The 23,619-nt window shown below is 70.4% G+C and carries 19 protein-coding genes and 2 tRNA genes; 8 read left to right on the forward strand and 13 right to left on the reverse strand.

Annotated features, from left to right (window positions below; all coding sequences use genetic code 11):
• Positions 1–16 precede the first annotated feature (16 nt).
• Complete coding sequence (locus V6S02_RS09935) at positions 17–568, forward strand: chemotaxis protein CheY (protein ID WP_336400695.1); 552 nt, start codon at positions 17–19, stop codon at positions 566–568.
• Here V6S02_RS09935 and V6S02_RS09940 read toward each other — a convergent pair.
• Complete coding sequence (locus V6S02_RS09940; protein ID WP_336400696.1) at positions 562–1,848, reverse strand: M1 family metallopeptidase; 1,287 nt, start codon at positions 1,846–1,848, stop codon at positions 562–564. The two genes, V6S02_RS09935 and V6S02_RS09940, sit on opposite strands and share 7 nt — an antisense overlap.
• Before the next feature lie 13 nt (positions 1,849–1,861).
• A complete protein-coding gene (locus V6S02_RS09945) occupies positions 1,862–5,839 on the reverse strand; it encodes a Pls/PosA family non-ribosomal peptide synthetase (RefSeq protein ID WP_336400697.1) in 3,978 nt (1,325 codons plus the stop codon).
• 163 nt (positions 5,840–6,002) lie between these two features.
• On the opposite strand from V6S02_RS09945, the gene pstS reads away from it, so the two are divergent.
• The 4 genes from pstS to pstB all read left to right on the forward strand — a co-directional run bounded on the left by pstS (position 6,003) and on the right by pstB (position 10,074).
• Positions 6,003–7,112, forward strand: a complete 1,110-nt coding sequence (gene pstS, locus V6S02_RS09950; RefSeq protein WP_336400698.1) for a phosphate ABC transporter substrate-binding protein PstS — start codon at positions 6,003–6,005, stop codon at positions 7,110–7,112.
• An 88-nt stretch (positions 7,113–7,200) separates the two neighbouring features.
• The gene (pstC, locus tag V6S02_RS09955) at positions 7,201–8,154 is read left to right on the forward strand and encodes a phosphate ABC transporter permease subunit PstC (protein WP_124293820.1); all 954 of its coding nucleotides are present in this window, start codon (positions 7,201–7,203) and stop codon (positions 8,152–8,154) included.
• Position 8,155: 1 nt separating this feature from the next.
• Positions 8,156–9,265, forward strand: coding sequence for a phosphate ABC transporter permease PstA (gene pstA, locus V6S02_RS09960; RefSeq protein WP_124293821.1), 1,110 nt, complete (start codon positions 8,156–8,158; stop codon positions 9,263–9,265).
• A 29-nt stretch (positions 9,266–9,294) separates the two neighbouring features.
• Positions 9,295–10,074: a phosphate ABC transporter ATP-binding protein PstB gene (gene pstB / locus V6S02_RS09965; protein ID WP_124293822.1), complete on the forward strand. Its 780-nt coding sequence runs from the start codon at positions 9,295–9,297 to the stop codon at positions 10,072–10,074.
• Between the two features lie 137 nt (positions 10,075–10,211).
• On the opposite strand, the gene V6S02_RS09970 is transcribed toward pstB, so the two are convergent.
• The 4 genes from V6S02_RS09970 to sigK form a co-directional block, all read right to left on the reverse strand.
• On the reverse strand, positions 10,212–11,096 hold the full coding sequence (locus V6S02_RS09970; RefSeq protein WP_336400699.1) for an aminotransferase class IV: 885 nt from the start codon (positions 11,094–11,096) through the stop codon (positions 10,212–10,214).
• 163 nt (positions 11,097–11,259) lie between these two features.
• Positions 11,260–11,898: a DNA-directed RNA polymerase subunit beta gene (locus V6S02_RS09975; RefSeq protein ID WP_124293824.1), complete on the reverse strand. Its 639-nt coding sequence runs from the start codon at positions 11,896–11,898 to the stop codon at positions 11,260–11,262.
• 40 nt (positions 11,899–11,938) lie between these two features.
• Positions 11,939–12,784: an anti-sigma factor gene (locus V6S02_RS09980; protein WP_336400700.1), complete on the reverse strand. Its 846-nt coding sequence runs from the start codon at positions 12,782–12,784 to the stop codon at positions 11,939–11,941.
• Entirely contained in the window at positions 12,781–13,380 is a 600-nt protein-coding gene (gene sigK / locus V6S02_RS09985) for an ECF RNA polymerase sigma factor SigK (RefSeq protein ID WP_124293826.1), read from the reverse strand. The genes V6S02_RS09980 and sigK overlap by 4 nt, the downstream gene beginning before the upstream one ends.
• A gap of 206 nt (positions 13,381–13,586) precedes the next feature.
• Here sigK and V6S02_RS09990 point away from each other — a divergent pair, with 206 nt between their 5' ends.
• The 3 genes from V6S02_RS09990 to V6S02_RS10000 all read left to right on the forward strand — a co-directional run bounded on the left by V6S02_RS09990 (position 13,587) and on the right by V6S02_RS10000 (position 16,149).
• A complete protein-coding gene (locus V6S02_RS09990; RefSeq protein ID WP_124293827.1) occupies positions 13,587–14,258 on the forward strand; it encodes a fasciclin domain-containing protein in 672 nt (223 codons plus the stop codon).
• A 141-nt stretch (positions 14,259–14,399) separates the two neighbouring features.
• Positions 14,400–14,472 (forward strand) — tRNA-Lys (locus tag V6S02_RS09995).
• Between the two features lie 81 nt (positions 14,473–14,553).
• The gene (locus V6S02_RS10000; RefSeq protein WP_336400701.1) at positions 14,554–16,149 is read left to right on the forward strand and encodes a serine/threonine-protein kinase; all 1,596 of its coding nucleotides are present in this window, start codon (positions 14,554–14,556) and stop codon (positions 16,147–16,149) included.
• 1 nt (position 16,150) lies between these two features.
• Here V6S02_RS10000 and V6S02_RS10005 read toward each other — a convergent pair whose 3' ends face one another.
• The 7 genes from V6S02_RS10005 to topA form a co-directional block, all read right to left on the reverse strand.
• Positions 16,151–16,729, reverse strand: coding sequence for an isochorismatase family protein (locus tag V6S02_RS10005; protein WP_124293829.1), 579 nt, complete (start codon positions 16,727–16,729; stop codon positions 16,151–16,153).
• A gap of 52 nt (positions 16,730–16,781) precedes the next feature.
• On the reverse strand, positions 16,782–17,192 hold the full coding sequence (locus tag V6S02_RS10010) for a hypothetical protein (protein ID WP_336400702.1): 411 nt from the start codon (positions 17,190–17,192) through the stop codon (positions 16,782–16,784).
• Between the two features lie 57 nt (positions 17,193–17,249).
• A tRNA-Thr gene (locus V6S02_RS10015) sits at positions 17,250–17,325 on the reverse strand.
• Between the two features lie 83 nt (positions 17,326–17,408).
• Positions 17,409–18,905 (reverse strand): alpha/beta hydrolase, encoded by a 1,497-nt coding sequence (locus V6S02_RS10020; protein WP_124294524.1) that lies wholly within the window; start codon positions 18,903–18,905, stop codon positions 17,409–17,411.
• Between the two features lie 59 nt (positions 18,906–18,964).
• The gene (locus V6S02_RS10025) at positions 18,965–20,131 is read right to left on the reverse strand and encodes a DNA polymerase III subunit delta' (protein ID WP_336400703.1); all 1,167 of its coding nucleotides are present in this window, start codon (positions 20,129–20,131) and stop codon (positions 18,965–18,967) included.
• 47 nt (positions 20,132–20,178) lie between these two features.
• Positions 20,179–20,853, reverse strand: coding sequence for a dTMP kinase (gene tmk / locus V6S02_RS10030; protein WP_240638617.1), 675 nt, complete (start codon positions 20,851–20,853; stop codon positions 20,179–20,181).
• Positions 20,850–23,594 carry a type I DNA topoisomerase gene (gene topA / locus V6S02_RS10035; RefSeq protein WP_336400704.1) on the reverse strand — a complete coding sequence of 915 codons (2,745 nt, stop codon included), beginning with the start codon at positions 23,592–23,594 and terminating at the stop codon, positions 20,850–20,852. The genes tmk and topA overlap by 4 nt, the downstream gene beginning before the upstream one ends.
• Positions 23,595–23,619: the final 25 nt, after the last annotated feature.

Consider the following 23,619-nt stretch of genomic DNA (forward strand, 5'->3'; position numbering starts at 1 on the left):
TCGCAGGTCGGGCACGATGAGGGCCGCGCGGTCGCAGCCATCCGGGTTCGTCATCCGCTGGGCCCGAGTGCCCGAGGGGATGCCGCGTCGCGACGTCGCCTGGAGCATGATCGCCGAGCTGGCCGGAAACCCGGCGGCCCTTCGCCTTCGCAACCCCTGTCCTCGCTGCGGCGGACCGCACGGACCGGTCGTCCTGGAGGGCACGGGACTGCGCGGATCGGTGGCCTACGCCGGACGCATCGCGGTCGCGGCCGTCACGCCCGCCGCGGAGACCGTCGGGTTCGGGATCGATGCCGAAGCACGGCTGGATCCCGTGCGCGACACCGCCGGGTGGGACGGGGTGCCCGGGCCGGGACGGCGCGGCACCGTCCGCGAGTGGACTCGGATCGAGGCTGCGCTGAAGGCGGACGGCCGCGGGCTCGACGTCGACCCCGCCGACGTCGTCGTGCGCGAGAGGGCGGACGGCACCTGGTCGGCGACGCTCCCCGGTCGCCGGGAGCCGGCCGAGGGATGGGACGTTCCCGCGACCTCGGATCTCGTCGTCAGTGCGGCGATCCTCCGTCAGTGACGCCGCGGGAGGGCGACGCCGTCGATCCAGCGCGACAGGAGCGCTTCCCCGGACGGTCCGAACGACTCGGCGACGGCGAGACGGAACTCGTGGGTGCCGACCACCTGGTGGCGGTGCACGGTGGTCCAGCGCCGCAGGAAGGGGAAGAACGCCGCATCGCCGGCGGCTGAGCGCAGTGCGTGCAGCGTCAGCGCTCCGCGCTTGTAGACCCGATCGTCGAACATCGCCTCCGGACCGGGGTCGGCGAGGAGCAGATCGGCCGGCTCGGCCGCCACACGCTCCCAGTGCGCAGCGGCGTGGGCGTCGGCGGTCGCCCCGCCCGAGCGCTCGGACCACAGCCATTCGGCGTAGCAGGCGAAGCCCTCGTTCAGCCAGATGTCGCTCCAGTCGCGGAGGCCGACGCTGTTGCCCACCCACTGATGGGCGAGCTCATGGGCGATGAGCCGCTCGAACGACGGCGCGAGGTGGTTGACGCCGAACAGCGCCATTCCCTGCGCTTCGAGCGGGATCTCCAGGACGTCCGGGGTGACGACCATCGTGCAGCGCTCCTGGGGGTACGCGCCGAAGACATCCTCTAGGACCGCCATCATCCGCGACAGCGGAGCGAAGGCCTGCGCGGCGCGCTCTGCGAGGTCGGGGGGATGGACCAGCTCCGCCACCACCCCCGGAACGGTCACCGCGGTGGTGGTGAAGCGCCCGACGTGCGCAGCCACGAGGTAGGTCGGCGTCGGAACGCGCAGCTCGAAGGTGCGGGCTTCGAGCCGGCCACGGCGCCGGACGTCCATCGGCACCCCTGTCGCGATGGCGCGGTACGGCGCGTCCGTCGCCAGGGTCACGCGGTAGGTCGCCCGGTCGTCGGGGCGGTCGTTGCACGGGAACCAGGTCGGCGCACCGGTCGGCTGCGCGGCGACGAGGGCGCCGTCATCGAGCTCCTCCCACCCGAGCGTCCCCCAGCGGGTCCGGCGCGGTCGCGGTGCGCCGCCGTAGGCGACGTCGACGGAGAACCGCTCCCCCGGTTCCAACGGCGCGGCCAGGGTGAGGTGAAGGGCGCGGGAGTCCTGGCGGAACGCCACCGGGTCGCCGTCCACGCGGACCGAGGCCGCCCGCAGGCCGACGAGATCGAGGCGCACCTGTCGCGTCGAGAGGGCCGCGACGGCGTTCAGAAGCGCCCGCCCGTCGAGGCGGTTGGTGCGCACGCGGTACGTCAGGTCGAGGTCGTACGACTCGACGTCGAAGGCGGCGTCCCCACTGTCGGGGGTGTAGGCCGAGACCGGGGTCACGAGGTCGAGGACATCACGAGGTCGACTGGTAGGCGCGCACCTTCACCGCGCGCCAGGGTCCGATCGGGTTCCCGCTCCAGCGTGACCCGACGGGCACCGCCTCGCCCCGCATCACCAGCGACGCCGGGCCCACCGTCGCGTGCGACCCGATCACCGCGCCCGGCAGGATGACGCTGTGCGGACCGAGGGTCGCGCCGGGTTCGAGAGTGACCGTGTCCATACTCATGATTCGATCATGGAACAGGTGGGTCTGCACGACGCACCCGCGATTGACCGTGCTGCCGTCGCCGAGGGTGACGAGGTCGGGTTCGGGGAGCCAGTAGCTGTCGCACCACACTCCCCGACCGATACGAGCCCCGAGGGTACGCAGCCACACGGCCAGGGCCGGTGTGCCGGCGGCCGCCCGGGCGAACCAGGGTGCGGCGACCATCTCGGTGAAGGTGTCCGACACCTCGGTGCGCCAGACGAAGCTCGACCACAGGGGGGACTCGCCCACGCGGATCGACCCGACGATGAGCCACTTCGCCGCGGTGGTCACGAGCGCCGCCACGGCTCCGGCGGCCAGAAGCACGACGCCCGAGAGCAGCAGGGCAGCGATCGGGGCCGCCTCCCACAGGGCGGCGAGGACGAAGAGCACACCCAACCCGATGCCGCAGGTGACGATGACGGGCACGAACCGGCACAGCTCCCACAGCGTCCGTGCGACGCGGAGCCGGACCGGCGGGTGATAGGTGCGCGCGTCGTCTCCGCCGGCGGTGACCCGTCGCAGGCGCACGGCCGGCGAGCCGAGCCACGACGATCCGGCCTTCGCCTTGCGCGGCGCGGAGGACAGCACCGCCACGAGGCCGTCACGGGGCACACGGTGTCCGGGCGCGGCCATACCGGAGTTGCCGAGGAAGGCGCGCTTGCCGATGCGCACCGCGCCGATCCGCACCCAGCCGCGCCGCAGCTCGTAGGACGCCACCATCGTGTCGTCGGCGAGGAAGGCCCCGTCTTCGATGCGGGTCATCGACGGCAGAAGCAGCACGGTCGACGCCTCGACGTCCTTACCGACCTGGGCGCCGAGGAGCCGGAGCCACACCGGTGTGAACAGGCTCGAGTAGAGCGGGAAGAGGATCGTGCGGGCGGAGTCGAGCAGTCGCTCGATGGTCCAGGCCCGCCAGCCGTTCGCACTCCGCACCGGGAAGGTGCCCTCGCCCAGGCCGAGAGACAGCAGGCGTACCGCGACGATCACGGCGGCGGCGAAGACGACACCGGCGACGAGGACTCCCGGGACGAGCAGGGCGAGCGCGCCGAGGAACGCGGTGCCGAGGTCATCCGCCCCCCGGATCCCCGCGGCCACCACGAGCCCTCCGAGGGCGAAGGCGACGATCGGAAGGAGGGCGAGCAGAACGGATGACGCGGCGTAGGCCCACAGCCACCGGGTCGGCGCGGGGGCGCGCTCTGTCGGCCACCCTGCCGCGACCTCCCCCACCCGGACGGCGGGCGACCCGGCCCACGACTGATCGGCCTTGACCCGCCCGAACACCGCCGACCCGGGTGCGATCTCGGCGCGCTGTCCGATGCGCGTGCCCGGGGCCAGCGTCGACCGCGCGCCGACCGTGGCGTCCGCCCCGATGCGCACCGGTCCGATCCGCACCACGTCGCCGTCGATCCACGTGCCGGTGAGATCCACCTCCGGCTCGATCGCCGCACCGTCACCGATGACGAGCATGCCGGTGATGGGCGGCAGGGTGTGCAGATCGACGCCCCGGCCCACCGTGGCCCCGAGGGCCCTGGCGTAGTAGACCACCCAGGGGGCGCCGGCGAGCCCGACCGCATCCACCTGGTCGGCGATCTGCTCGGCGAGCCACAGCCGAAGATGCACACCACCCCCGCGCGGGTGATCACCCGCCTTCACCCCGGCCAACAGCAGTCGCGCCGCCGCGGCGGCGATCGCCATGCGACCGAACGGCGTGGCGAACAGCAGCAGTCCCGCCACGAGCACCGGCCACGGCGCGGTCGGCAGCACCTCGAATCCCGGTACGAGCTGAAGAAGCGCCGAGGCGGTGAGGAGGTACAGCAGCCACCGGATGCCGCTGAGCACGAACAGCGGCACCGCGAGCAGCGTCTGCGCCCACTGGGTTCGACGCGGGGTCGGCACCGGCCGATGGAAGTCGGTGCGGGCATCCTCGGCCACGGCTCCGACGGCCTTCGCCATCGCACCGAGCCGCGGGACATCGTAGATGTCGGCGACCGAGAACTCCGGCACCCGCGCCCGCAGCCGCGACACCAGCTGCGCGGCGGCGAGCGACCCCCCGCCCAGGTCGAAGAAATCCGCTTCCCGGTCGCCCACCGGCATCCCGAGCACCGCCTGCCACTGCGCGGCCAGCCACACCTCGTCGGGTGAGAGGCCGCTGACATCGAGCTCGACGCCCGGGAGCGGCCACGGCAGGGCGCCACGATCGACCTTGCCGGAGGTGCGCACGGGAAGGTCGTCGACGACGGCGAGGAGTGGCACCAGCGCGGCCGGCAGTCGCTCGGCGAGGAAGGCCCGCGCGGCCGCACGATCGAGGTCCGCGGGAGCGACGAGGTATCCGACGAGGAGGGCGACGCCGGCATCGCTGGTGCGCACCGCCGCGGCGGCCGCGACGACACCGGGGATGTCCTGCAGGGCCGCCTCCACCTCACCGAGCTCGATGCGCCGGCCGCCCACCTTCACCTGGTCGTCGGCGCGACCGACGAACACCAGGCCCTCGGGGTCGTACCGCACGAGGTCACCGGAGCGGTAAGCCCGTTCCCAGCCCAGCTGCGCGAACGGCGCGTATTTCTCGGCGTCTTTCGCGGGATCGAGGTAGCGAGCCAGGCCCACGCCGCCGATGATGAGCTCGCCGATCTCGCCCGGCGCGACCCGTACGCCCTCGGCGTCCACGACCGCGAGCGCCCACCCGTCGAGGGGCAGACCGATCCGCACCGGCCCCCCGTCGCCGAGCGGGGCCGCGCAGGCCACGACGGTGGCCTCGGTCGGGCCGTAGGTGTTCCACACCTCGCGCCCTTCCACCGACAGGCGGGCGGCGAGGTCGGGCGGGCATGCCTCGCCGCCGAAGATCAGCAGCCGCACGCTCTCGAGCGCATCCTGCGGCCACATCGCCGCGAGGGTCGGCACGGTCGAGACCACGGTGATCCCCTGCCGGATGAGCCACGGCGCCAGATCCTCGCCCGACCGCACCAGCGCGCGAGGTGCGGGGACGAGGCACGCGCCGTGCCGCCAGGCGAGCCACATCTCCTCGCACGACGCGTCGAAGGCGACGGACAATCCGGCGAGCACGCGGTCGTCGGGGCCGAGCGGCGCGTCCTGGAGGAACAGCCGCGCCTCGGCGTCGACGAACGCCGCAGCCGACCGGTGCGTGACGGCGACGCCCTTCGGCACACCCGTGGAGCCGGACGTGAAGATGACCCACGCGTCGTCGTCGGGCGTCGGGGGCTCGAGCAGGGCGAGCGCAGCGGTGTCGGTCGGCACCCCGGCGGCCCCGTGATCGGCGGGAACGGCCCGACGAGACGATGCCTGGCGCGCGACGTCATCACCGACGAACACCAGGCCGTCGGTGAGGATCCCGGCGACCCGGGCCTCGCCGAAGACCAGGCGGGCCCGCTCGTCCGGGTCGTCGGCGTCGACCGGCACGTACGCGGCGCCTGCGGCGAGGATCCCGAGGATCGCGAGATACAGGTCCTTGGAACCGGAGGCGATGCGCACTCCGATGCGATCACCTCGCGTCACCCCCGCCTCGTGCAGGCGGAGCGCGAGGCGGCCGGCGGCTCGCACCGTTTCGCGGTAGCTGAGGGCGGTCGACCCGTCATCGATCGCGGAGGCCTCGGGGTGGCGGGCGGCGGTCTCGCGGACGATGTCCCACAGCGTCCGAAAAGGCGGGGCAGCGCCGGCGCGGTCGAGCTCGGACTGGTGGCGATCGTTCCCGGGAAGGGGTCGGACCGGGTCCGGTTCGGGCGCGGGCATGTCTCGGATCGTAGCGAGAGAAGGTAACGCAGTCGGCCGTTCGGGGGCGTGACCCGTTCACCTGCCGTTCACCGGCCCAGCGCACTCTCTTAAGAGTCGATGCTTAGCGTGCCCTCCGGACCCTGCACCGGGCATCCATTCCCCAACCCGAAGGATTCACACAGTGAAGATCTCCCGTATTGCTCAGCTGGGCGCCGTCGCGGCCGTCGCGGCGCTGACGCTCACCGCCTGCGCCGCCAACGAGACCGCCCCCGCCGGCGGCGACTCCTCCGACGCTCCCGCCGAGTCGACTCTCTCGGGTGAGCTCGTCGGCTCGGGTGCCTCCTCGCAGGAGGTCGCGGTCCAGGCCTGGTCCGCCGGCTTCCAGGGCGCAAACCCCGATGTGACCGTCTCGTACGACCCCTCGGGCTCGGGTGCGGGTCGCGACTCGTTCCAGGCCGGCGCCGTCGCCTTCGCCGGCTCCGACCGCGCCTTCACCGCCGACGAGATCGCCGAGGGCCCCTTCGACGGCTGCGTCGAGGGCTCCGGAATCATCGAGCTGCCCTCCTACATCTCGCCCATCGCTGTCATCTTCAACCTCGAGGGCGTCGAAGAGCTGAACATGGATGCCGCGACGATCGCGGGCATCTTCGCGGGAACCATCTCCAACTGGAACGACCCGGCGATCGCCGCGCTGAACGAGGGCGTCGAGCTGCCCGACCAGCAGATCACTCCGGTTCACCGCGCCGACGACTCGGGCACCACCGAGAACTTCACCGACTACCTCTACCAGGCTGCTCCCGACGTGTGGACCTACGAGCCCGACGGCGTGTGGCCGCTCAGCTCGGGTGAGGCCGCGCAGGGCACCTCGGGTGTCGTGGCCGCCGTCGAGGGTGGCGTCGGCACGATCGGCTACGCCGACGCGTCGCGCGCCGAGGGCTTCGGCCAGGTCGCCGTGCAGGTCGGCGAAGAGTTCGTCGCCTTCTCGCCCGAGGCCGCCGCCGCCGTCGTCGACGCCTCGCCGCGTGAAGAGGGCCGCACCGACGGCGACCTCGCGATCGCCCTGGACCGCACCCCCGACGAGGCTGCTTACCCGATCGTTCTGGTCAGCTACATGATCGCGTGCGAGGAGTACGTCGATGCCGCTCAGGCGCCGCTGGTCAAGGGCTTCCTCGAGTACGTCATCAGCCCGGAGGGTCAGGACGCCGCGGCCGAGGCCGCCGGTTCGGCTCCGGTCTCGGACACCCAGCGCGAGAACATGCAGGCTGCGATCGACCTGATCGTCACCGAGTGACACCATGGTGTCCGACCCGCTTCGGCGGGTCGGACACCATTCCTCTCCCCCGGGAGAACATCCGCACCCCACCCGAGAACAGGATGAGATGACCACTCTGGCTCCTCCGGCGGCCGAACCCCGCACGAAGCCGAAGCAGCGCCCCGGCGACCGCTGGTTCTCGGGAACCGCGCTGTTCGCGGGCTCGATGATCCTCGTGACCCTTGCCGCCGTCGCGATCTTCCTCATCGTCCAGTCGATCCCCGGCCTCACCGCCACGAGCGAGAACGCCTCGGTGCTGACCTCGACCTTCTGGTCGTATGTCTGGCCCCTCGCCTTCGGAACCCTCTGGGCCTCCCTCCTCGCGCTCGTGATGGCTGTGCCGCTGTCCGTGGCCGTCGCCCTCTTCATCTCCCACTACGCCCCGCGCCGTCTGGCGCAGACCCTCGGTTACATCGTCGACCTGCTGGCCGCCGTCCCGTCGGTCGTCTTCGGCCTCTGGGGAATCCTCGTCCTCGCGCCCGCCGTCCAGCCGGTCTACACCTGGCTCGTCGACAACGCGGGGTGGTTCCCGCTGTTCGCCGGGCCCGTCTCGGGCACCGGCCGCACGATCTTCACCGCCGCGATGGTGCTGGCGGTCATGGTGACACCGATCATCACCGCCATCTGCCGCGAGATCTTCCTGCAGACCCCGGTCCTCCACGAAGAGGCGGCCCTCGCCCTCGGCGCCACGCGCTGGGAGATGGTGAGGATGGCGGTGTTCCCCTTCGGCCGCTCCGGCATCGTCTCGGCCTCGATGCTCGGCCTCGGCCGCGCCCTCGGCGAGACGATGGCCGTGGCCATGGTGCTCTCGGCCACCGGCGTGGTGACCTTCCGGCTCTTCACCTCCGAGAACCCCAGCACCATCCCCGCGAACATCGCCCTGACCTTCCCCGAGGCGTACGGCGTCAACGTCAACGTCCTCATCGCCACCGGCCTGATCCTCTTCATCGTGACCTTCGCCGTCAACGCGCTCGCTCGCTGGATCGTCAGCCGGCGCAAGGAATTCTCGGGAGCGAACTGACATGGCCCTCACCTCCGCTCCCCCGACCGAGTCCCCCTCGGCTCCCCCGCTCACCGTCGACCAGCGGATCACCACCGGTCGGCTGCCGAAGTGGGCGCCCTGGGGCATCCTGGGCGCCAGCATCCTGCTCAGCCTGATCTTCTTCGGCATCCTCGCCCTCGCCCCCGAGGGAAGCTTCAACATCGCCGGCTTCGCGGTCGTCGCCGCGCTGGTCTACCTGGTCCTCATCACGGTCGTCTCCAGCGTCGTCGAGGGTCGCCGCAAGGCCGTGGACCGGCTCGTGACGGGCGTCGTCACCACCGCCTTCGCCATCGCCATGGTGCCGCTGATCTCGCTCGCCTTCACCGCGATCACCAATGGCATCGCGGGGCTCTCGGCGGAGTTCTTCACCTCCTCGATGCGCAACGTCGTCGGCGAGGGCGGCGGCGCTCTCCACGCCATCGTGGGAACGCTCCTCATCACCGGCGCGGCCGCGATCATCTCCATCCCGATCGGGCTGTTCACCGCGATCTACCTCGTGGAGTACGGCGACGGAAAGCGCCTGGCGCGGGGCATCACCTTCCTCGTCGACGTCATGACCGGCATCCCCTCGATCGTGGCGGGCTTGTTCGCCTACGCGCTCTTCGCGATCTTCTTCGGCCAGGGCATCCGGCTCGGCATCATGGGCGCGATCGCGCTGTCGGTGCTCATGATCCCCGTGGTCGTCCGTTCGTGCGAGGAGATGCTGCGGCTCGTTCCCAATGAGCTGCGTGAAGCGTCGCTCGCGCTCGGCGTCCCGAAGTGGCTGACCATCGCCAAGGTGGTCCTCCCCACCGCGATCGGCGGCATCGTCACCGGCATCATGCTCTCGATCGCCCGCGTCATCGGCGAGACCGCGCCGCTGCTCATCACCGCCGGCTTCACCACGAGCATGAACTACAACCTGTTCGAGGGGCGCATGATGACCCTCCCGGTGTTCACGTACACCCAGTTCATGAACCAGGGCATCCCGGCCGAGGCGTACATCAACCGCGCCTGGGCTGCCGCGCTCGTCCTCATCCTGATCGTCATGGCCCTCAACATCGTCGCGCGCGTGATCGCCAATTTCTACGCGCCCTCCAAGGGCCGCTGACCCCCTTCTCCACCCGAATCAGAGGAATCGTGTCCAAGAGCATCGAAGTCAATGACCTGAACGTCTACTACGGCGACTTCCTCGCCGTCGAAGGCGTCTCCCTCAACATCGAGCCCCGCAGTGTCACCGCGTTCATCGGTCCGTCGGGCTGCGGCAAGTCGACGTTCCTGCGCACCCTGAACCGCATGCACGAGGTCATCCCCGGCGCTCGCGTGGAAGGCGATGTGCTGCTCGACGGAGACAACCTGTACGGCTCGAACGTCGACCCGGTGCTGGTCCGCCGCCAGATCGGTATGGTCTTCCAGCGGCCGAACCCCTTCCCCACGATGTCGATCCGCGACAACGTGCTCGCCGGGGTGAAGCTGAACAACAAGCGGATGTCCAAGTCCGACGCCGACGGCCTCGTGGAGCAGTCGCTGAAGGGCGCCAACCTCTGGAACGAGGTCAAGGACCGCCTCGACCGCCCTGGTTCGAGCCTGTCGGGCGGTCAGCAGCAGCGTCTGTGCATCGCGCGGGCCATCGCCGTGTCACCGCAGGTGCTGCTGATGGACGAGCCCTGCTCGGCCCTCGACCCGATCTCGACCTACGCCATCGAAGAGCTCATCGCCGAGCTGAAGAACGAGTACACCGTCGTCATCGTCACCCACAACATGCAGCAGGCGTCGCGGGTGTCGGACAAGACGGCGTTCTTCAACATCGCCGGCACCGGCAAGCCCGGCAAGCTCATCGAATACGACGACACGACCACGATCTTCACGACGCCCTCGGTGCAGGCCACCGAGGACTACGTCTCCGGTCGCTTCGGATAGACCTCGCAGACCTCCGCCGCGCGGCGTGCCCTGCTGGGGGGCTCGGCCCGTCGCGCGGCGAGAGCACCGTCGCGCGGCGAGAGCCGCGGCGAGAGCACTGTCGCGCGGCGAGAGCACTGCCGTGCGTTCCGCGGTCGTCAGTCGCGCGGCGAGAGCAGGTAGTCGGTCATCGATGCCGTCAGGGCGGCGTCCAGGGCGATCTCGTGGTCGTCCACCGCAACGATCGGTGCCGCGAGCCGCACGCTGGAGACCAGCCATCCAGCGTCGGCGTGTCTCAGTCGGTCGACCGAGATGGTGTCGTACCCCACGTCGAACCCCCGTCCGGCGAGATACGCGAACAGGCTCAGCTGCGTCGTTCCGTGGAGGATTCCCGTTGCCGGCTCGGGGGTGACGAAGCGGTCGCCGAAACGGACGATGACCGATGCGGTCGGCGCCTCCAGCACGATCCCGTCGGATGACACGAAGACGGCGTCATCTGCTCCCCTGCGCCCCGCTTCGCGGATCGCGGCCATGTTCACCGCGTAGGACAGGGTCTTCGCGCCGAGGAGCAGCCACGGGGCGCGGGTGGAGGCGCCGCTGTCGACGCCCCGGTCGAGCGTCACCACTCGGACGCCATCGCGGCGCACCCGCGAGAAGTCGGGGGCGGGCGAGGCGGTGACCCAGGCCGTGGGTCCGGGCCCTTGATCGACGCCTCGGCTCAGGACGAGCTTGATCACATACTCGCCGGCGGGGCATCGCGACGCGATCTCCGCCACCGCCGCGCGCCACTGACCGAGGTGCGGAGCCGGAAGGTCGCACAGCGCCGCAGAATGCGCGAGACGCTCCAGGTGCGCGGTGACCTCCTGCGGGTGCCCGTCGACGACGCCGATGGATTCGAAGACACCGTCGCCGCGCTGCGCGCTCAGCTCTCCGAGGCTCAGGACCGGGCCGGCGGGATCGACGGCCGAGAGGGTGTCGGAGAACTCGCCGCGGTCGTCATCGGATGCGACGGGGTCGATCAACAGGGCGTGGCGCGGGGTCATCCCTCGAGCCTAGGTCAGCACACGGACGTGACGGGAAGAGCTCCCGCGTGGGGTCGGTTAGACTGTTCTCGCCGGGCCGCAGTAACCCCGGGCTCCATCTTCTGCCGCTGCGAGCGGCCATGCGCCGAGAGGCGTTCTGCGGCCCGGCACTCACGTCTCCCGCTCAGGTGAGCGCGTCGCGGCGCCACAGGCCCGCGCAGGCTGAGAGGTCGGCCGCGTAGTCGGTGAGGCGCAGGGCCCGGGTCGTCAGCGCAGCGGCGCGGTCGGGTTCGGTCGATTCGTAGTCGTCCGCCAGGTGGCTCGCACCCGACGCCTGCACCCGGCAGAACGCCGCGGCCCGTTCGAGCGCGACGGCGAAATCTCCCTGGAAGAGCCCGCGCAGCAGGGTGTCCACGAGCTCGACGAGCTCATCCGGTCCCGCAGGTGTCGGAGCCCCGGCGATGACCTCGTCGGCCGAGGCGAGCTCCACGCGCCCCCGCTCGTACAGCAGTGCGGCGGTGCGGGGGTCGTCGTGGATCATGAGCTGCAAGAGGTACAGGCGCCAGAGCGCGCCCGGCAGGCTCTTCGCGGGCGCGTGCGACCACAGCTCGGCGATGTCGTCGATCCCGTGGTGATCGGTGAAGGCCACGAGGCGATCCACGATCTCGGCGGTGGGCTCGGAGCGCACCCGCGTCAGCAGGGCCTGGGCGGTGGAGTGGGCCACCCGCGAGACTTCGGCGGGATCGCGCGAGGCGAACACCCGATCGAACAACTCCGCGGGGCGGCGCACCGGCTTGTGGAATTCCCTCGATCCGTCACTCACCCGCCCCAGGCTACCCCCGTCTTTCGTGGGGCGGCGTGTCTCAGGCGTCGGTGGTGATCGCGACCAGGGGGTCTGACGTGGGCAGGCCCGTCGGCGAACCGCCTGCGGGCTCGACAGACATCGCGATGGTGTCCCCCTGCTCGAAGCTGGCCTCCAGCAGCGCGACGGCCTCCCCGCCGGGAGCCGGTTCGAAGGTCCCCGCAGAGGTCACGTCGTCGCCCCGGAGCACCCAGAGTTCGAAGACCTGATCATCGGTGAGCTGCGGCAGCCCATCGGTGACGACGACCGCCTGCTCCAGTGAAGGCGACCAGCGGGCCGTCACCACACCGCCGTCGGCGGCCTCGGCGGTCACCGACGCGGCGTCCGGCGCGGCCTCGATGGCGGCGAGCGCCACCTGGGCGGGAGTGCGGCTCAGATACTCGTTCACCGACGCGGCGCCGAACCCGAGCGCGACGAGCAGGACGAAGCTCGCCGCGAGGGCGAGCATTCCCCGCGTCCAACGACGGCGGACGACGGCGATCGCCCCTGTGGTGGCGGGATGGGCGTCCTGGTCGTCCGTGCGAGGACCGGCCGGCGGCGCAGCATCCGGGCTCGGAGATGCCGAGGTGTCCTGCACCGCAGCCAAGAGACCGGTGGCCGACGAGATCTCGATCTCGCTCGCGGCTTCGCCGGTGATCCGAGCCAACAGGGCGTCGCGGACAGACGGCGGCGGACTGACGGCAGGGACACCGTCGGCAAGGAGTGCAGCGGACTCGAGGGCGTCCTCGACGTGGTGAGCCCACTCAGGATGCGCGATCCGGGCCTGTTCGAACGCCTGGGCGTCTTCCGGCGACAGCGCGGCGAGCGCGTAGCCGGCCGCAAGCTCGGCGAATTCCTGTTCGTTCACGTTGTCACCCCCATCTCCACACGCAGTCGCGAGAGACCGTCCCGCATCCTGGTCTTGATCGTTCCGAGCGGCGCTCCCACGAGCGCCGCGATTTCGCTCTGACTGTAACCACCGAAGTACGCAAGAGTCAGTGCCTCCCGCTGCGCCTCCGGCAGTGTTCCGAGCGCTCGATTGACTTTTTCTGCTTCCAGGCGCAGCTCCACGTGCTCGGAGACCGTGTCGTGGGCGACCCCGAGATCGCGATAGCCCACGCGGATGTCGCGATCGGAACTCGACTGCGACGACCGGACCCGGTCGACCGCGCGGCGATGTGCGATCGTGAGCACCCACGTTCTGCCCTGACCCTTGTTCGGGGCGAAGCGGGAAGCGGATTGCCAGACTTCCAGGAAGACCTCCTGGAGCACTTCTTCGCTCTGGGAGCGGTCGACGAGCACGCGCAGGATCAGACCGAACACCCGCGGCGAGAGCATGTCGTAGAGCCGCGTGAAGGCGTCGGCGTCGCCCTGAGCGACCTGCTGGAGGAGATCTCCGACGTGGTCGGCGTGCGGTTCGTCCTCGCGCACGTCGGCTCCGTCGATCACCACATCCAACAGCATGCCGTACTCCCCTCGGAATCCCGATTCCGGCGCTCGGTCGACACCTGTTCGTTGCGAAGCATCCAGCGGTTTGCCAGAACACGACGTCCCGCGCATCCCATCCGATCCGGGAGGGGTTCCGAAGGACCCGATGTACCCGCTGAACCCAGTGGGGTCCCTGCACCGGGGACGCGGCCTGTGCCGCTTCGACTATCAGGAGGAACGCAATGTCACGCAAGACTCGTCTCACCGCCGGTCTTTCCCTCGCCTTCGCTGCGACGCTCGCGCTGAGCGCCTGTTCGTCCGGCGCCGGCACCGCGGAAGACACCATGGAGCCCTCGATGGAGCCGTCGACCGAGGCCTCGTCCCCCGCCATGGAAGAGGACATGGCGATGGACCCGGCCGCCAACCTCGTCGGCCCCGGTTGCGAGGCCTACGCCGAGCAGGTGCCCGACGGCGCCGGTTCGATCGAGGGCATGTCGACCGAGCCCGTCGCGGTGGCCGCATCGAACAACCCGCTGCTGAGCACCCTCGTGCAGGCTGTCAGCGGTCAGCTCAACCCCGAGGTCGACCTCGTCGACACGCTGAACGGTGACGAGTTCACCGTGTTCGCTCCGGTCAACGACGCGTTCGCCGCGCTCGACCCGGCGACGCTGGAGTCCCTCCAGACCGACACCGCCGGTCTGACCTCGATCCTCACGTACCACGTGGTCCCCGGCCAGCTGTCGCCCGACGAGGTCGTCGGCACCCAGACCACGGTCCAGGGCGCCGACCTCGAGGTGACCGGCTCGGGCGACGAGCTCATGGTCAACCAGGCCAGCGTGATCTGCGGTGGCGTCGTCACCGCCAACGCCACGGTCTACCTGATCGACTCGGTCCTGACGCCGCCGGCTCAGTGATCTGATACTCCCGGCCGTATCTGGGGTACGGCCGGGTGAATGGGGCGGGGCGACCGCCGGTGCCTGGCGAGGTAGGCACCGGCGGTCGCGTCGTTTCCCTGTGAGCGGTCGACCAGCCCGACACCGTTAGGCTGGAACCGCGGGCCTCTAGCTCAGTCGGTAGAGCATCGGACTTTTAATCCGCGGGTCGTGGGTTCGAGCCCCACGGGGCCCACCGCAACCACGCCCCCTGCATGCCCGAGGCGATCCGTCAAGGGCCCGGGAGGGGACCTTTTCCCCCCGTACCGTTTCAGGTATGTCACCGGCTGAACCCCCCTTGCTCTCGGGGCGTTATCGCGTCGGCGAATGCATCGGCGAAGGCGGAATGGCACGGGTCTACCGTGCGGAGGACGTCGCTCTCGGGCGCACGGTCGCCATCAAGCGGATGCGGGGATCGATCGACGACGACCAGCCGCGCGTCCGGTCGGAGATGCGGCTTCTCGCCGGGCTGAGCCATCCTTCGCTCGTCACCCTTCTGGACGCGCATCTCGGTGACGAGACCCCCGGGGGCGACGGCGATTTCCTCGTGATGGAGTACGTCGAGGGACCGACCCTGGCGCAGTGTCTGAGCGGCGGCCCGCTGCCCCCTGCCACGGCCGCGGCGCTCACGATGGATCTCGCCGATGCACTGCACACGGTGCACGACGCGGGAATCGTCCACCGCGACATCAAGCCGTCGAACATCCTGCTCTCGCCCTCGCCGCTGCCGATGCGCCAGTTCCGCGCCAAGCTCGCCGACTTCGGCATCGCCTATCTGCACGACGGCGCGCGGATCACCTCGCCCGGCCTCGTTCTGGGCACCGCCGCCTACCTCGCTCCCGAGCAGGTCAGGGGCGACGCGCCCACCCCGGCGGTGGATGTGTTCTCGCTGGGCCTGGTGATCATCGAGGCGCTCACGGGCCTCCGCGCCTACCGACGCGGCACGGGCGCCGAAGCTCTCGTGGCGCGGTTGGCTTCTGCGCCGGCCATCCCGCCCGACCTCGACGACGGTTGGCGCGAGCTCCTGGTCGCGATGACCTCGCTCGACCCGCGCGATCGTCCCACCGCCCTCGATGTCGCCGTCGCCGCGTCCGCCCTCACCAGCACCGGTGTGATGATCGCCATGCCGCCGGCCTCGCCGGCGCCCGCACCCGCACCGTCGGGCAGCGTCGCCCTCGAGCCCACGATGTCGGGCCGGGATCTCGACACTTCCGAACTTCCCGCCACGATGCCGACCGCGCTCCCCGTCGCCGCGATCGCAGACGAGACGCCGATCCCGGTGCAGTACACCTCGAGTCGCCGCACGACGCGTACCGAGCGCACGCGACGGTCCCGCCGCGTCACGGCCCTCTGGGGCACAGCGGCCGTGGCCGCGCTTCTGATCGTCGGGGTCGTCAGCGCGCTCTCCGGCGCGTTCGGCACCGCCGGCTCGCTGACCCCCGTGGTGTCCGAACCGACGCCCGCGCAGATCCTGCCGGAGCCCGACCCCACCGAGGAGATCGCAGAGGATGCGGGCACCGCACCGGCACCGGTCCTGGACTCGGTGCCGGCGTCGGACACCGAGCTTCGAACCGATGACGCACAGGTCACGGATCCGCAGACACCGCCCGCCCCCGTGGTGAGCCCGAGTCCGACCGAGGCGACCACGACGCCGCGTCCGAGCTCGACGCCCCCTGCACCTCGCGGCGACACCGACGAGGACGGCGAAGTCGACCCGTCTCCGACGCCCTCGCCACCCAGCCCCGACCCGCCCCAGACGGCGCCGGAGGAGAACGGGACGCCAGGACCCGGCGCGGGAAACGGTCGCGGCAGCGGCATCCCGGGTTGGCTCCGCCCTCCCCCGTTCGACCGCGAGTCGGGCTCGCGCAGCTGACTCAGCTCTGCGCAGGAACGAGCTCCGCCCCCGCGCGTGCGATCTCGTCGAGCGCTCGGGCACTGGACTCGGGGTGGACGCCCGCGATGAGGTCGGTCAGCACCCGCACCCGCCGTCCGGCGGCGAGTGCGTCCAGGGCCGAGGCCCGGACGCAGTAGTCCGTGGCGATCCCCGCGACGTCGATGTCGATGATGCCGTGGGAGTCGAGCAGCTGGGCGGCCGTGGCGCCGTCATCCGCATGCCCTTCGAACAGCGAATAGGCGGGCCGACCCTGCCCCTTCTTCAGATGATGGGTGACCGACGACGCATCGAACAGCTCGTCGTACTCCGCACCGTACGTGCCGCCGACGCAGTGCGGCGGCCATGTGTCGACGAAATCCGGGGTGTCGGAGAAGTGACCGCCGTTGTCGTTGTCGGAGTCGTGCCAGTCGCGGGAGGCCACGATCAGGGCGTAGTCACCAGCATGCTTCGCGAGGAACTCCGTCACCCGGGCCGCGACCTCGTCTCCCCCGGCCACGCCTAGGGCACCGCGCTCGGTGAAGTCGTTCTGCAGATCGACGATGAACAGCGCCCGGGTCATGCGTCGAGCCTACGTCGACGCGTGCTCCTCCGGGTGAGAAGGCACCCGGGAGTCATCCGGCCGCGAAAAGGAGGATCCAGGAGATCACGAGGGCGACCAGCCCCAGACCGGTGAGGCCCACCCCGAACCAGGCGACGAAGCGCACCACCGGTGATCCCCGGGTCAGCCGCATCCGTCCGGAGGAGTCGCGCCGGGCGAACACCGAGGCGGAATCCTGACCGTCGAGCACCCGGAGCTGCTCGGGCGTCAGGTGCGCCTCGCCGACCTCACCGTCCGATCCGAACCAGCGGGCGATCCGACCGCCGTCCTCGTCGTCGTCGATCATGACGGTGACCGGCTCCCACGTTCCGTCGGCAAGAGCGAGGATCACACCGACCAGCAGCACCACCCCGCCGAGGCCCAGCCCCACCCAGCTGAAGATCTCCAGCACCGCGTTCAGCGCGGTGTCGGCAGAGGTGGTCACTCCGTGAGTTTATTCCGCGTGCTGACCCTCGCGGACACGGGAAGTCCGACCGAAACGTGGAGCCACCTAAGGGAATCGAACCCTTGACCTATTCATTACGAGTGAATCGCTCTGCCGACTGAGCTAAGGTGGCGCGCGTCGCTCGCGCGATGCACGATCACCGATCTTACAGCCTCGCCCGGCGCGGAGCGAACCGTGCCGGGCGCGACCCCGGGGCTACTCGCAGCGCAACCCGTCCTCGGGAACCACACCGTCGACGAGATACGCCTCCACGGCGGAGTCGACGCACGCGTTGCCCTTGTTGTACCCGGTGTGGCCTTCCCCGACGCGGGTCACGAGAACCCCGGACGCCAGCTGATCGGCCAGCGCCACCGACCATTCGTACGGGGTCGCCGGATCATTGGTCGTGCCGACCACCACGATGGGCGCGGCGCCCTCGGCGGTGATCGCCTCACGCACACCCGTCGGCGGGTAGGGCCACGCGTCGCACGGGTCGGGTCCTGCCCAATAGGGCGCGATCGTCGGGGCCTCCGCCTCGAGCTGGGCCTCGGCGGCCTCCTCGTCCGCCTCGAAGGTGGGATCGTCGGGATAGTCCATGCAGTTGTACGCCCGGAAGGCCTCGGTGGAATTGTCGAGGTACTGGCCCTCCTGGCGGTTGTAGTAGAAGTCCGCCAGCACGAACGCGAACTCCGGGTCTCCCTGCAGCGCGTCGCTGAGCGCGGTGGTGAGGAACGTCCAGTTGTCGCGGGAATACAGCGCCGCCACGATCGAGGTGGTCAGCGCGTCGGCGTTGAGCTCACGCCCGTCGGATGCGATGAGCGGGGCCGCGTCGGCGCTGGCGAGGAGCGCCCCCAGATCGGCCATCGCCTCATCCACCGAACCTCGGAACGGACAGTCATCGCCTGCCAGACAGTCGCTCATGTACGCGCGCAACGCCGACTCGAAGCCGATCGCCTGCGTCGTGCTGACATCGAAGCCCGACGCCGCCGGGTCGATCGCCCCGTCGAGCACGAGGCGGCCCACCCGCTCCGGGTAGAGCTTCGCGTAGGTGGCGCCGAGGAAGGTGCCGTACGAATAGCCGAGATAGTTCAGCTGCTCATCTCCGAGGACGGCGCGCAGGAGGTCCATGTCGCGAGCTGCGTTCTCTGTGGTGATGTGCGGGAGGATGCCGCCGCTGTTGGCGTCGCACGCCTCAGCGAACCCCGCGTGGCGGTCGAGCCACTCCTGGGTCCACTCGTCGCTGCCGCGCGGCGCGGAGACGTCGGGGTAGAGGTAGTCATCCATCTGCGCGGCGTCGTAGCACCGCACCGCGGTGGACTCCCCCACCCCGCGCGGGTCGAATCCGATCACGTCGAAGCTCTGCTGCAGCTGCTGACCGACGGCGAAGCCCAGGGAGTCGCGGATGAGGGAGACCCCGCTCGCACCCGGCCCGCCGGGGTTGGTCAGCAGGGAGCCGATCGCCTCGCCGCCGGTCGCCCGGTGGCGGACGACGGAGAGCTGGATGTCGCCTGCCGACGGGTCGCTCCAATCCAGCGGTGCCCGCACCATGGTGCAGTCGAAGCCGTCGCCGCAGTCGCTCCATGTCAGCGTCTGCTCGTAGAACGGCAGCAGCTCCTGGTCGACCCCGTCCGTGTCGGGGGCGGGGCTCGCCGTGGATGCCGGCCGGGTCTCGGGGATCAGCGAGTACACGCATCCCGACAGCACCAACGTCATCGCGACGACGGTGGCGAGTGCTGCCGCGACGCGGCGGCGGAGGCGAGGGGGTGCGACGGTCACGGGGTCCTTCCGGTGGCAACGGTGATCAGCATGCTCTCGATGGCCAGCGTCGGGGCGACGTTCTGCTCGAGATTTCGGCGGGTCTCGGAGATCTGATCGAGCACGACGAGCGTGCGCGAGGGCTGCCACTGATCGGCGAGAGCATGGATGTCATCAGCGAATTCGCGATTGATCATGTCGTCCTCCCGGCCGAACTGCCGCATGAGGACATCGCGGAACAGCGACTGCAGGTCGGTGAGGACGCGATCGATCCCGTCTCGCAGACTCCGGGTGGCGCGGCGCTTCTGGTCGTCCTCCAGCGCGGACAACTGGCCGCGGACCGCAGGTGGCACGGGAGCCCCCTCGGCGATGCCGAGGGTACGCCGCAACTGCAGACGCTCGGCCTCGTCGCGCTCGGCGCTGAGCGCCTTGGCGTCGTCGGTGGCCGCCGCGACGATCCGCGCGGCCACATCGACCGCGCCCCCCACACCGCGGACGGAGAGAACGCCGGCGAGGGTCTCGGCGCGCCGCCGGCGCGCCGCGTCGTCGCTCGCCAAGCGCTGGGCCATGCCGATGTGCCGCTGCGCGTGCCGCGCCGACTGTTCGGCGATCTCCGGTGTCGCCCCGGTGCGGGCCGCGATGAGAGCGGCGACGTCGGCGACGTCGGGCTCGCGCAGCCGCACGGTGCGGACCCGCGACCGGATCGTGGGAAGCAGGTCGGCGTCGCTCGGCGCACACAGCACCCACACCGTCCGCTCGGGCGGCTCCTCCAGTGCCTTCAGCAGCACATTGGAGGTGCGCTCCGCCATCCGATCGGCGTCCTCGACGACGATGACCCGGTGCCGCCCGATCGAAGGCGCGAAGTAGGCCCGCTCGACCAGCCGCCGGGCCTCGTCGATGCGGATGATGACCTGTTCGGTGCGCAGCGCCGTCAGGTCGGGATGGGTGCCTGCGAGCACCTGGGCCACGGCGGCGTCGTCGCCGGGCTCGGCGATCAGAGCGGCGGCGAACGCGTACGCGAGGGTCGATCGGCCCGATCCGGGCGGCCCGACGAGGAGCCACGCGTGCGTCATCGCCCCGGGGTCGGCGGCGGCGGCCTGAAGGGCGGCCACGGCGTCGGGCTGCCCCCACACGCCGCGCCACGGGTCGGTCGCCGTGCCGATCGTGGTCGCGGTGGCCTCCATGGGCTTAAGCCTAATCTTCCCGCCCGACACCCCGGCTGGGGGGTTGCTCACGATGTGCGGGCGTCCAGCAGTGCGGCCACGCGCGTGCGGACGGCGGCCGCGATCTCGTCGGCCGGCGCGGTGGCGTCGAGCACGAGGAAGCGCTCCGGCTCCGCGGCGGCGAGCGAGAGGAACTCGCTGCGCACTCTCGCGTGGAAATCATCCTGCTCGGCTTCGAGCCGGTCGAACGGCTTGTCGTCGGCATCGCGACGCGCGCGCGCCGACGCGGGGTCGAGGTCGAGCAGCACCGTGAGGTGGGGCAGCAGGCCCTCGGTGGCCCAGAGGGACAGATCACGCACTTCGCCCGGACCGAGCACCCGGCCGGCACCCTGGTAGGCGACCGAGGAGTCGAGGTAACGGTCCTGGATCACGACATCGCCGCGGGCGAGCGCCGGACGCACCACCGTCGCGACATGATGGGCCCGGTCGGCGGCGTAGAGCAGCGCCTCGGCACGCGGTGAGACGTCACCGCGGTGGTGGAGCACGATGTCGCGGATGAGCACCCCCACCTCGGTCCCGCCCGGTTCGCGGGTGCGGACCACGCGCCGGCCCTGCCCTGTCAGCCACTTCTCGAGCAGCGCCGCCTGTGTGGTCTTCCCGGCGCCGTCGCCGCCCTCCAGGGTGACGAACAGTCCGGATGCCGCGAGCTCGCCCTCCGACGCCACGGCGGCGCCGGAGCTCACTTCTTCTTCGCCGCGGGCTTGCGGGTGGTGGTGGTGCGTCGAGTGGTGCGTTTGGGCGCCGGGCCCTTCGCGCGCTTGTCGGCGATCAGCTGCACGGCGCGTTCGTAGGTGACATCCATCGCGTTCTCACCCCGGGGGATGGTCGCGTTCGTCTCGCCGTCGGTGACGTACGGGCCGAAACGGCCGTCGCGCAGCTTGATGGGCTTGCCGCTCACGGGATCGTTGTCGAACTCCTTCAGCGCGCTCGACGCCTTCCGCGCGCCGTACTTGGGCTGCGCGTACAGCGCGAGGGCCTGTTCGAGCGTCACGTCGAAGATCTGCTGCTCCGATTCCAGCGAACGGGAGTCCGACCCCTTCTTCAGGTACGGGCCGAACCGGCCGTTCTGCGCCGTGATCGGCTCGCCCGACTCGGGATCCTCTCCGACCACGCGGGGAAGATCGAGCAGTCGCAGTGCGGTCTCGAGGTCGATCGTGTCGGGAGTCATCGACGCGAAGAGGGACGCGGTGCGGGGCTTGGGCGCCGCCTTGGCGGCATCCTTCTTACCCTTCTTCGGAGCTTCCTCGATCACCTCGCCGGTGGCCTCGTCGACCTCGGCGGGCTCTTCGGGGTCGGTCTCTTCGATGTAGGGACCGAAGCGGCCGTCCTTGACCACGACCAGCTTGCCGTTGGCCGGGTTGGTGCCGAGGACGCGGTTGCCCGCGACCGGGGCGTCGCGCAGCTCCTGCACCTTCTCGGGGGTGAGCTCGTCGGGAGCGAGGTCGTCGGGGATGTTCACCCGGCGCGGCTCGGCCTCGGGCTGCTCGGGATCGGTGATCTCGAGGTAGGGCCCGAACTTGCCGAAACGCAGGGTGGCGGTGTCGGTGATGCGGGTCGAGTTCAGCTCGCGGGCGTCGATCTCGCCGAGGTTCTCGACGATGTTGCGCAGGCCCGGGTGCTCCTCGTTGCCGAAATAGAAGGCGCGGAGCCAATCGGTGCGGCGCTGCTCGCCACGAGCGATGCGGTCGAGGTCGTCCTCGAGGGCGGCGGTGAAGTCGTAGTCGACCAGGTCGGCGAAGTGCTGTTCGAGCAGTCGCACGACACTGAAGGCGAGCCAGCTGGGCACGAGGGCCTGTCCGCGCTTGCGGACGTAGCCGCGATCGAGGATCACGTCGATGATGCTCGCGAACGTCGAGGGACGCCCGATCCCCTTCTCCTCCAACGCCTTGACCAGGCTCGCCTCGGTGTAGCGCGGTTTCGGCGACGTCACGTGACCCTTGGCTTCGATGTCGCGCAGGCGAACCTGGTCGCCCACGCTCAGCACGGGCAGGGACTGATCGTCGCTGCGGTGGGAATCCCCCCGCTTCTCGTCGGTGCCCTCTTCGTAAGCCTCGAGGAAGCCCTTGAAGGTGTAGACGGTGCCCGATGCGGTGAACTCGGCGCGCTGGACGACGCCGTCGACCGAGACGTCCGCGGTGATGGTCACCGTCGTCGTCTCGTATTTGGCGTCGGACATCTGGCTGGCGACGGTGCGCTTCCAGATGAGGTCGTACATCCGCAGCTCATCGCGATCGAGCTGATCCTTCACGGAGGACGGCGTCCGGAAATCCTCACCCGAGGGGCGGATCGCCTCGTGGGCCTCCTGGGCGTTCTTGCTGTTGTTGCGGTACGTCCGGGGATTGGCCGGCACGGCCTTGTCGCCGTACAGGCTCACCGCCTGCGCACGAGCCGCCGTGACCGCCTGGGCCGACAGCGCCGTCGAGTCGGTGCGCATATAGGTGATGTAGCCCTTTTCGTACAGACGCTGCGCCACGCCCATGGCGTGCTTCGCGCTCATCGAGAGCTTCCGCCCCGCCTCCTGCTGAAGCGTCGAGGTGGTGAAGGGGGGCTTGGGACTGCGGGTGCCGGGCTTGGATTCCAGACCCGAGACGGATGCTTCGCCGGCCGCCTCCAGCGCGGCGGCCAGGGCACGCGCCCGAACCTCATCGAGGACGACGACCGCCTTCTTCAGCTGACCGGCGTCGTCGAAGTCGGTGCCACGGGCGAGGGCGGCGCCGTCCAGGCGCGCGAGACGCGCCGTGAACGGCTGGGCGCCGTCGGCGAGCGATCCCTTGACCGCTCCCGTCTCGACGTCCCAATAGCTGGCCGTGACGAAGGCCATCCGCTCGCGCTCGCGGTCGACCACCATCCGAGTCGCCGCGGACTGCACACGACCGGCGCTCAACGCCGCGCCTTCCCGACCGCTGCCGACCTTGCGCCACAGAACCGGCGAGACATCCCAGCCGTAGAGCCGGTCGAGGACGCGTCGGGTCTCCTGGGCGTCGACGAGAGCGTGATCGAGTTCACGGGTGTTGTCGACCGCGGCGCGGATGGCGTCCTTCGTGATCTCGTGGAAGACCATGCGCTTGACGGGCACCTTGGGCTTGAGCACCTCGAGCAGATGCCACGCGATCGCCTCGCCCTCACGGTCCTCATCGGTGGCGAGGAGGACTTCGTCGGCCCCCTTCAACGCACGCTTGAGTTCAGCGACGGTTTTGGTCTTGCGGTCGTTGACGACGTAGAGGGGATCGAAGTCGTTGTCGATGTCGATCGAGTACTTGCCGTACGCGGCCTTCTTGTCGGCCGGGATGTCCTTCTTGTTCGCCAGGTCGCGAATGTGCCCGACCGAGCTGAGCACCTCGTATCCGTCGCCGAGGTACCCCTGAATGGAGCGCATCTTCGTCGGGGACTCGACGATGACGAGCTTCTTGCCTGTGGATGCCACGGGGGTCCTTTCTTCGTTGCACACC

Source organism: Microbacterium sp. CCNWLW134 (genome assembly GCF_037083565.1).
Classification (GTDB): Bacteria; Actinomycetota; Actinomycetes; order Actinomycetales; family Microbacteriaceae; genus Microbacterium.

Coding starts and splice junctions, on each gene's coding strand:
- V6S02_RS09935 (WP_336400695.1), top strand. CDS start 17: ATGAGGGCCGCGCGGTCGCAGCCATCCGGGTTCGTCATCCGCTGGGCC.
- V6S02_RS09945 (WP_336400697.1), bottom strand. CDS start 5,839: ATGCCCGCGCCCGAACCGGACCCGGTCCGACCCCTTCCCGGGAACGAT.
- pstC (WP_124293820.1), top strand. CDS start 7,201: ATGACCACTCTGGCTCCTCCGGCGGCCGAACCCCGCACGAAGCCGAAG.
- pstA (WP_124293821.1), top strand. CDS start 8,156: ATGGCCCTCACCTCCGCTCCCCCGACCGAGTCCCCCTCGGCTCCCCCG.
- V6S02_RS09970 (WP_336400699.1), bottom strand. CDS start 11,096: ATGACCCCGCGCCACGCCCTGTTGATCGACCCCGTCGCATCCGATGAC.
- sigK (WP_124293826.1), bottom strand. CDS start 13,380: ATGCTGTTGGATGTGGTGATCGACGGAGCCGACGTGCGCGAGGACGAA.
- V6S02_RS09990 (WP_124293827.1), top strand. CDS start 13,587: ATGTCACGCAAGACTCGTCTCACCGCCGGTCTTTCCCTCGCCTTCGCT.
- V6S02_RS10000 (WP_336400701.1), top strand. CDS start 14,554: ATGTCACCGGCTGAACCCCCCTTGCTCTCGGGGCGTTATCGCGTCGGC.
- V6S02_RS10005 (WP_124293829.1), bottom strand. CDS start 16,729: ATGACCCGGGCGCTGTTCATCGTCGATCTGCAGAACGACTTCACCGAG.
- V6S02_RS10020 (WP_124294524.1), bottom strand. CDS start 18,905: ATGACGTTGGTGCTGTCGGGATGCGTGTACTCGCTGATCCCCGAGACC.
- V6S02_RS10025 (WP_336400703.1), bottom strand. CDS start 20,131: ATGGAGGCCACCGCGACCACGATCGGCACGGCGACCGACCCGTGGCGC.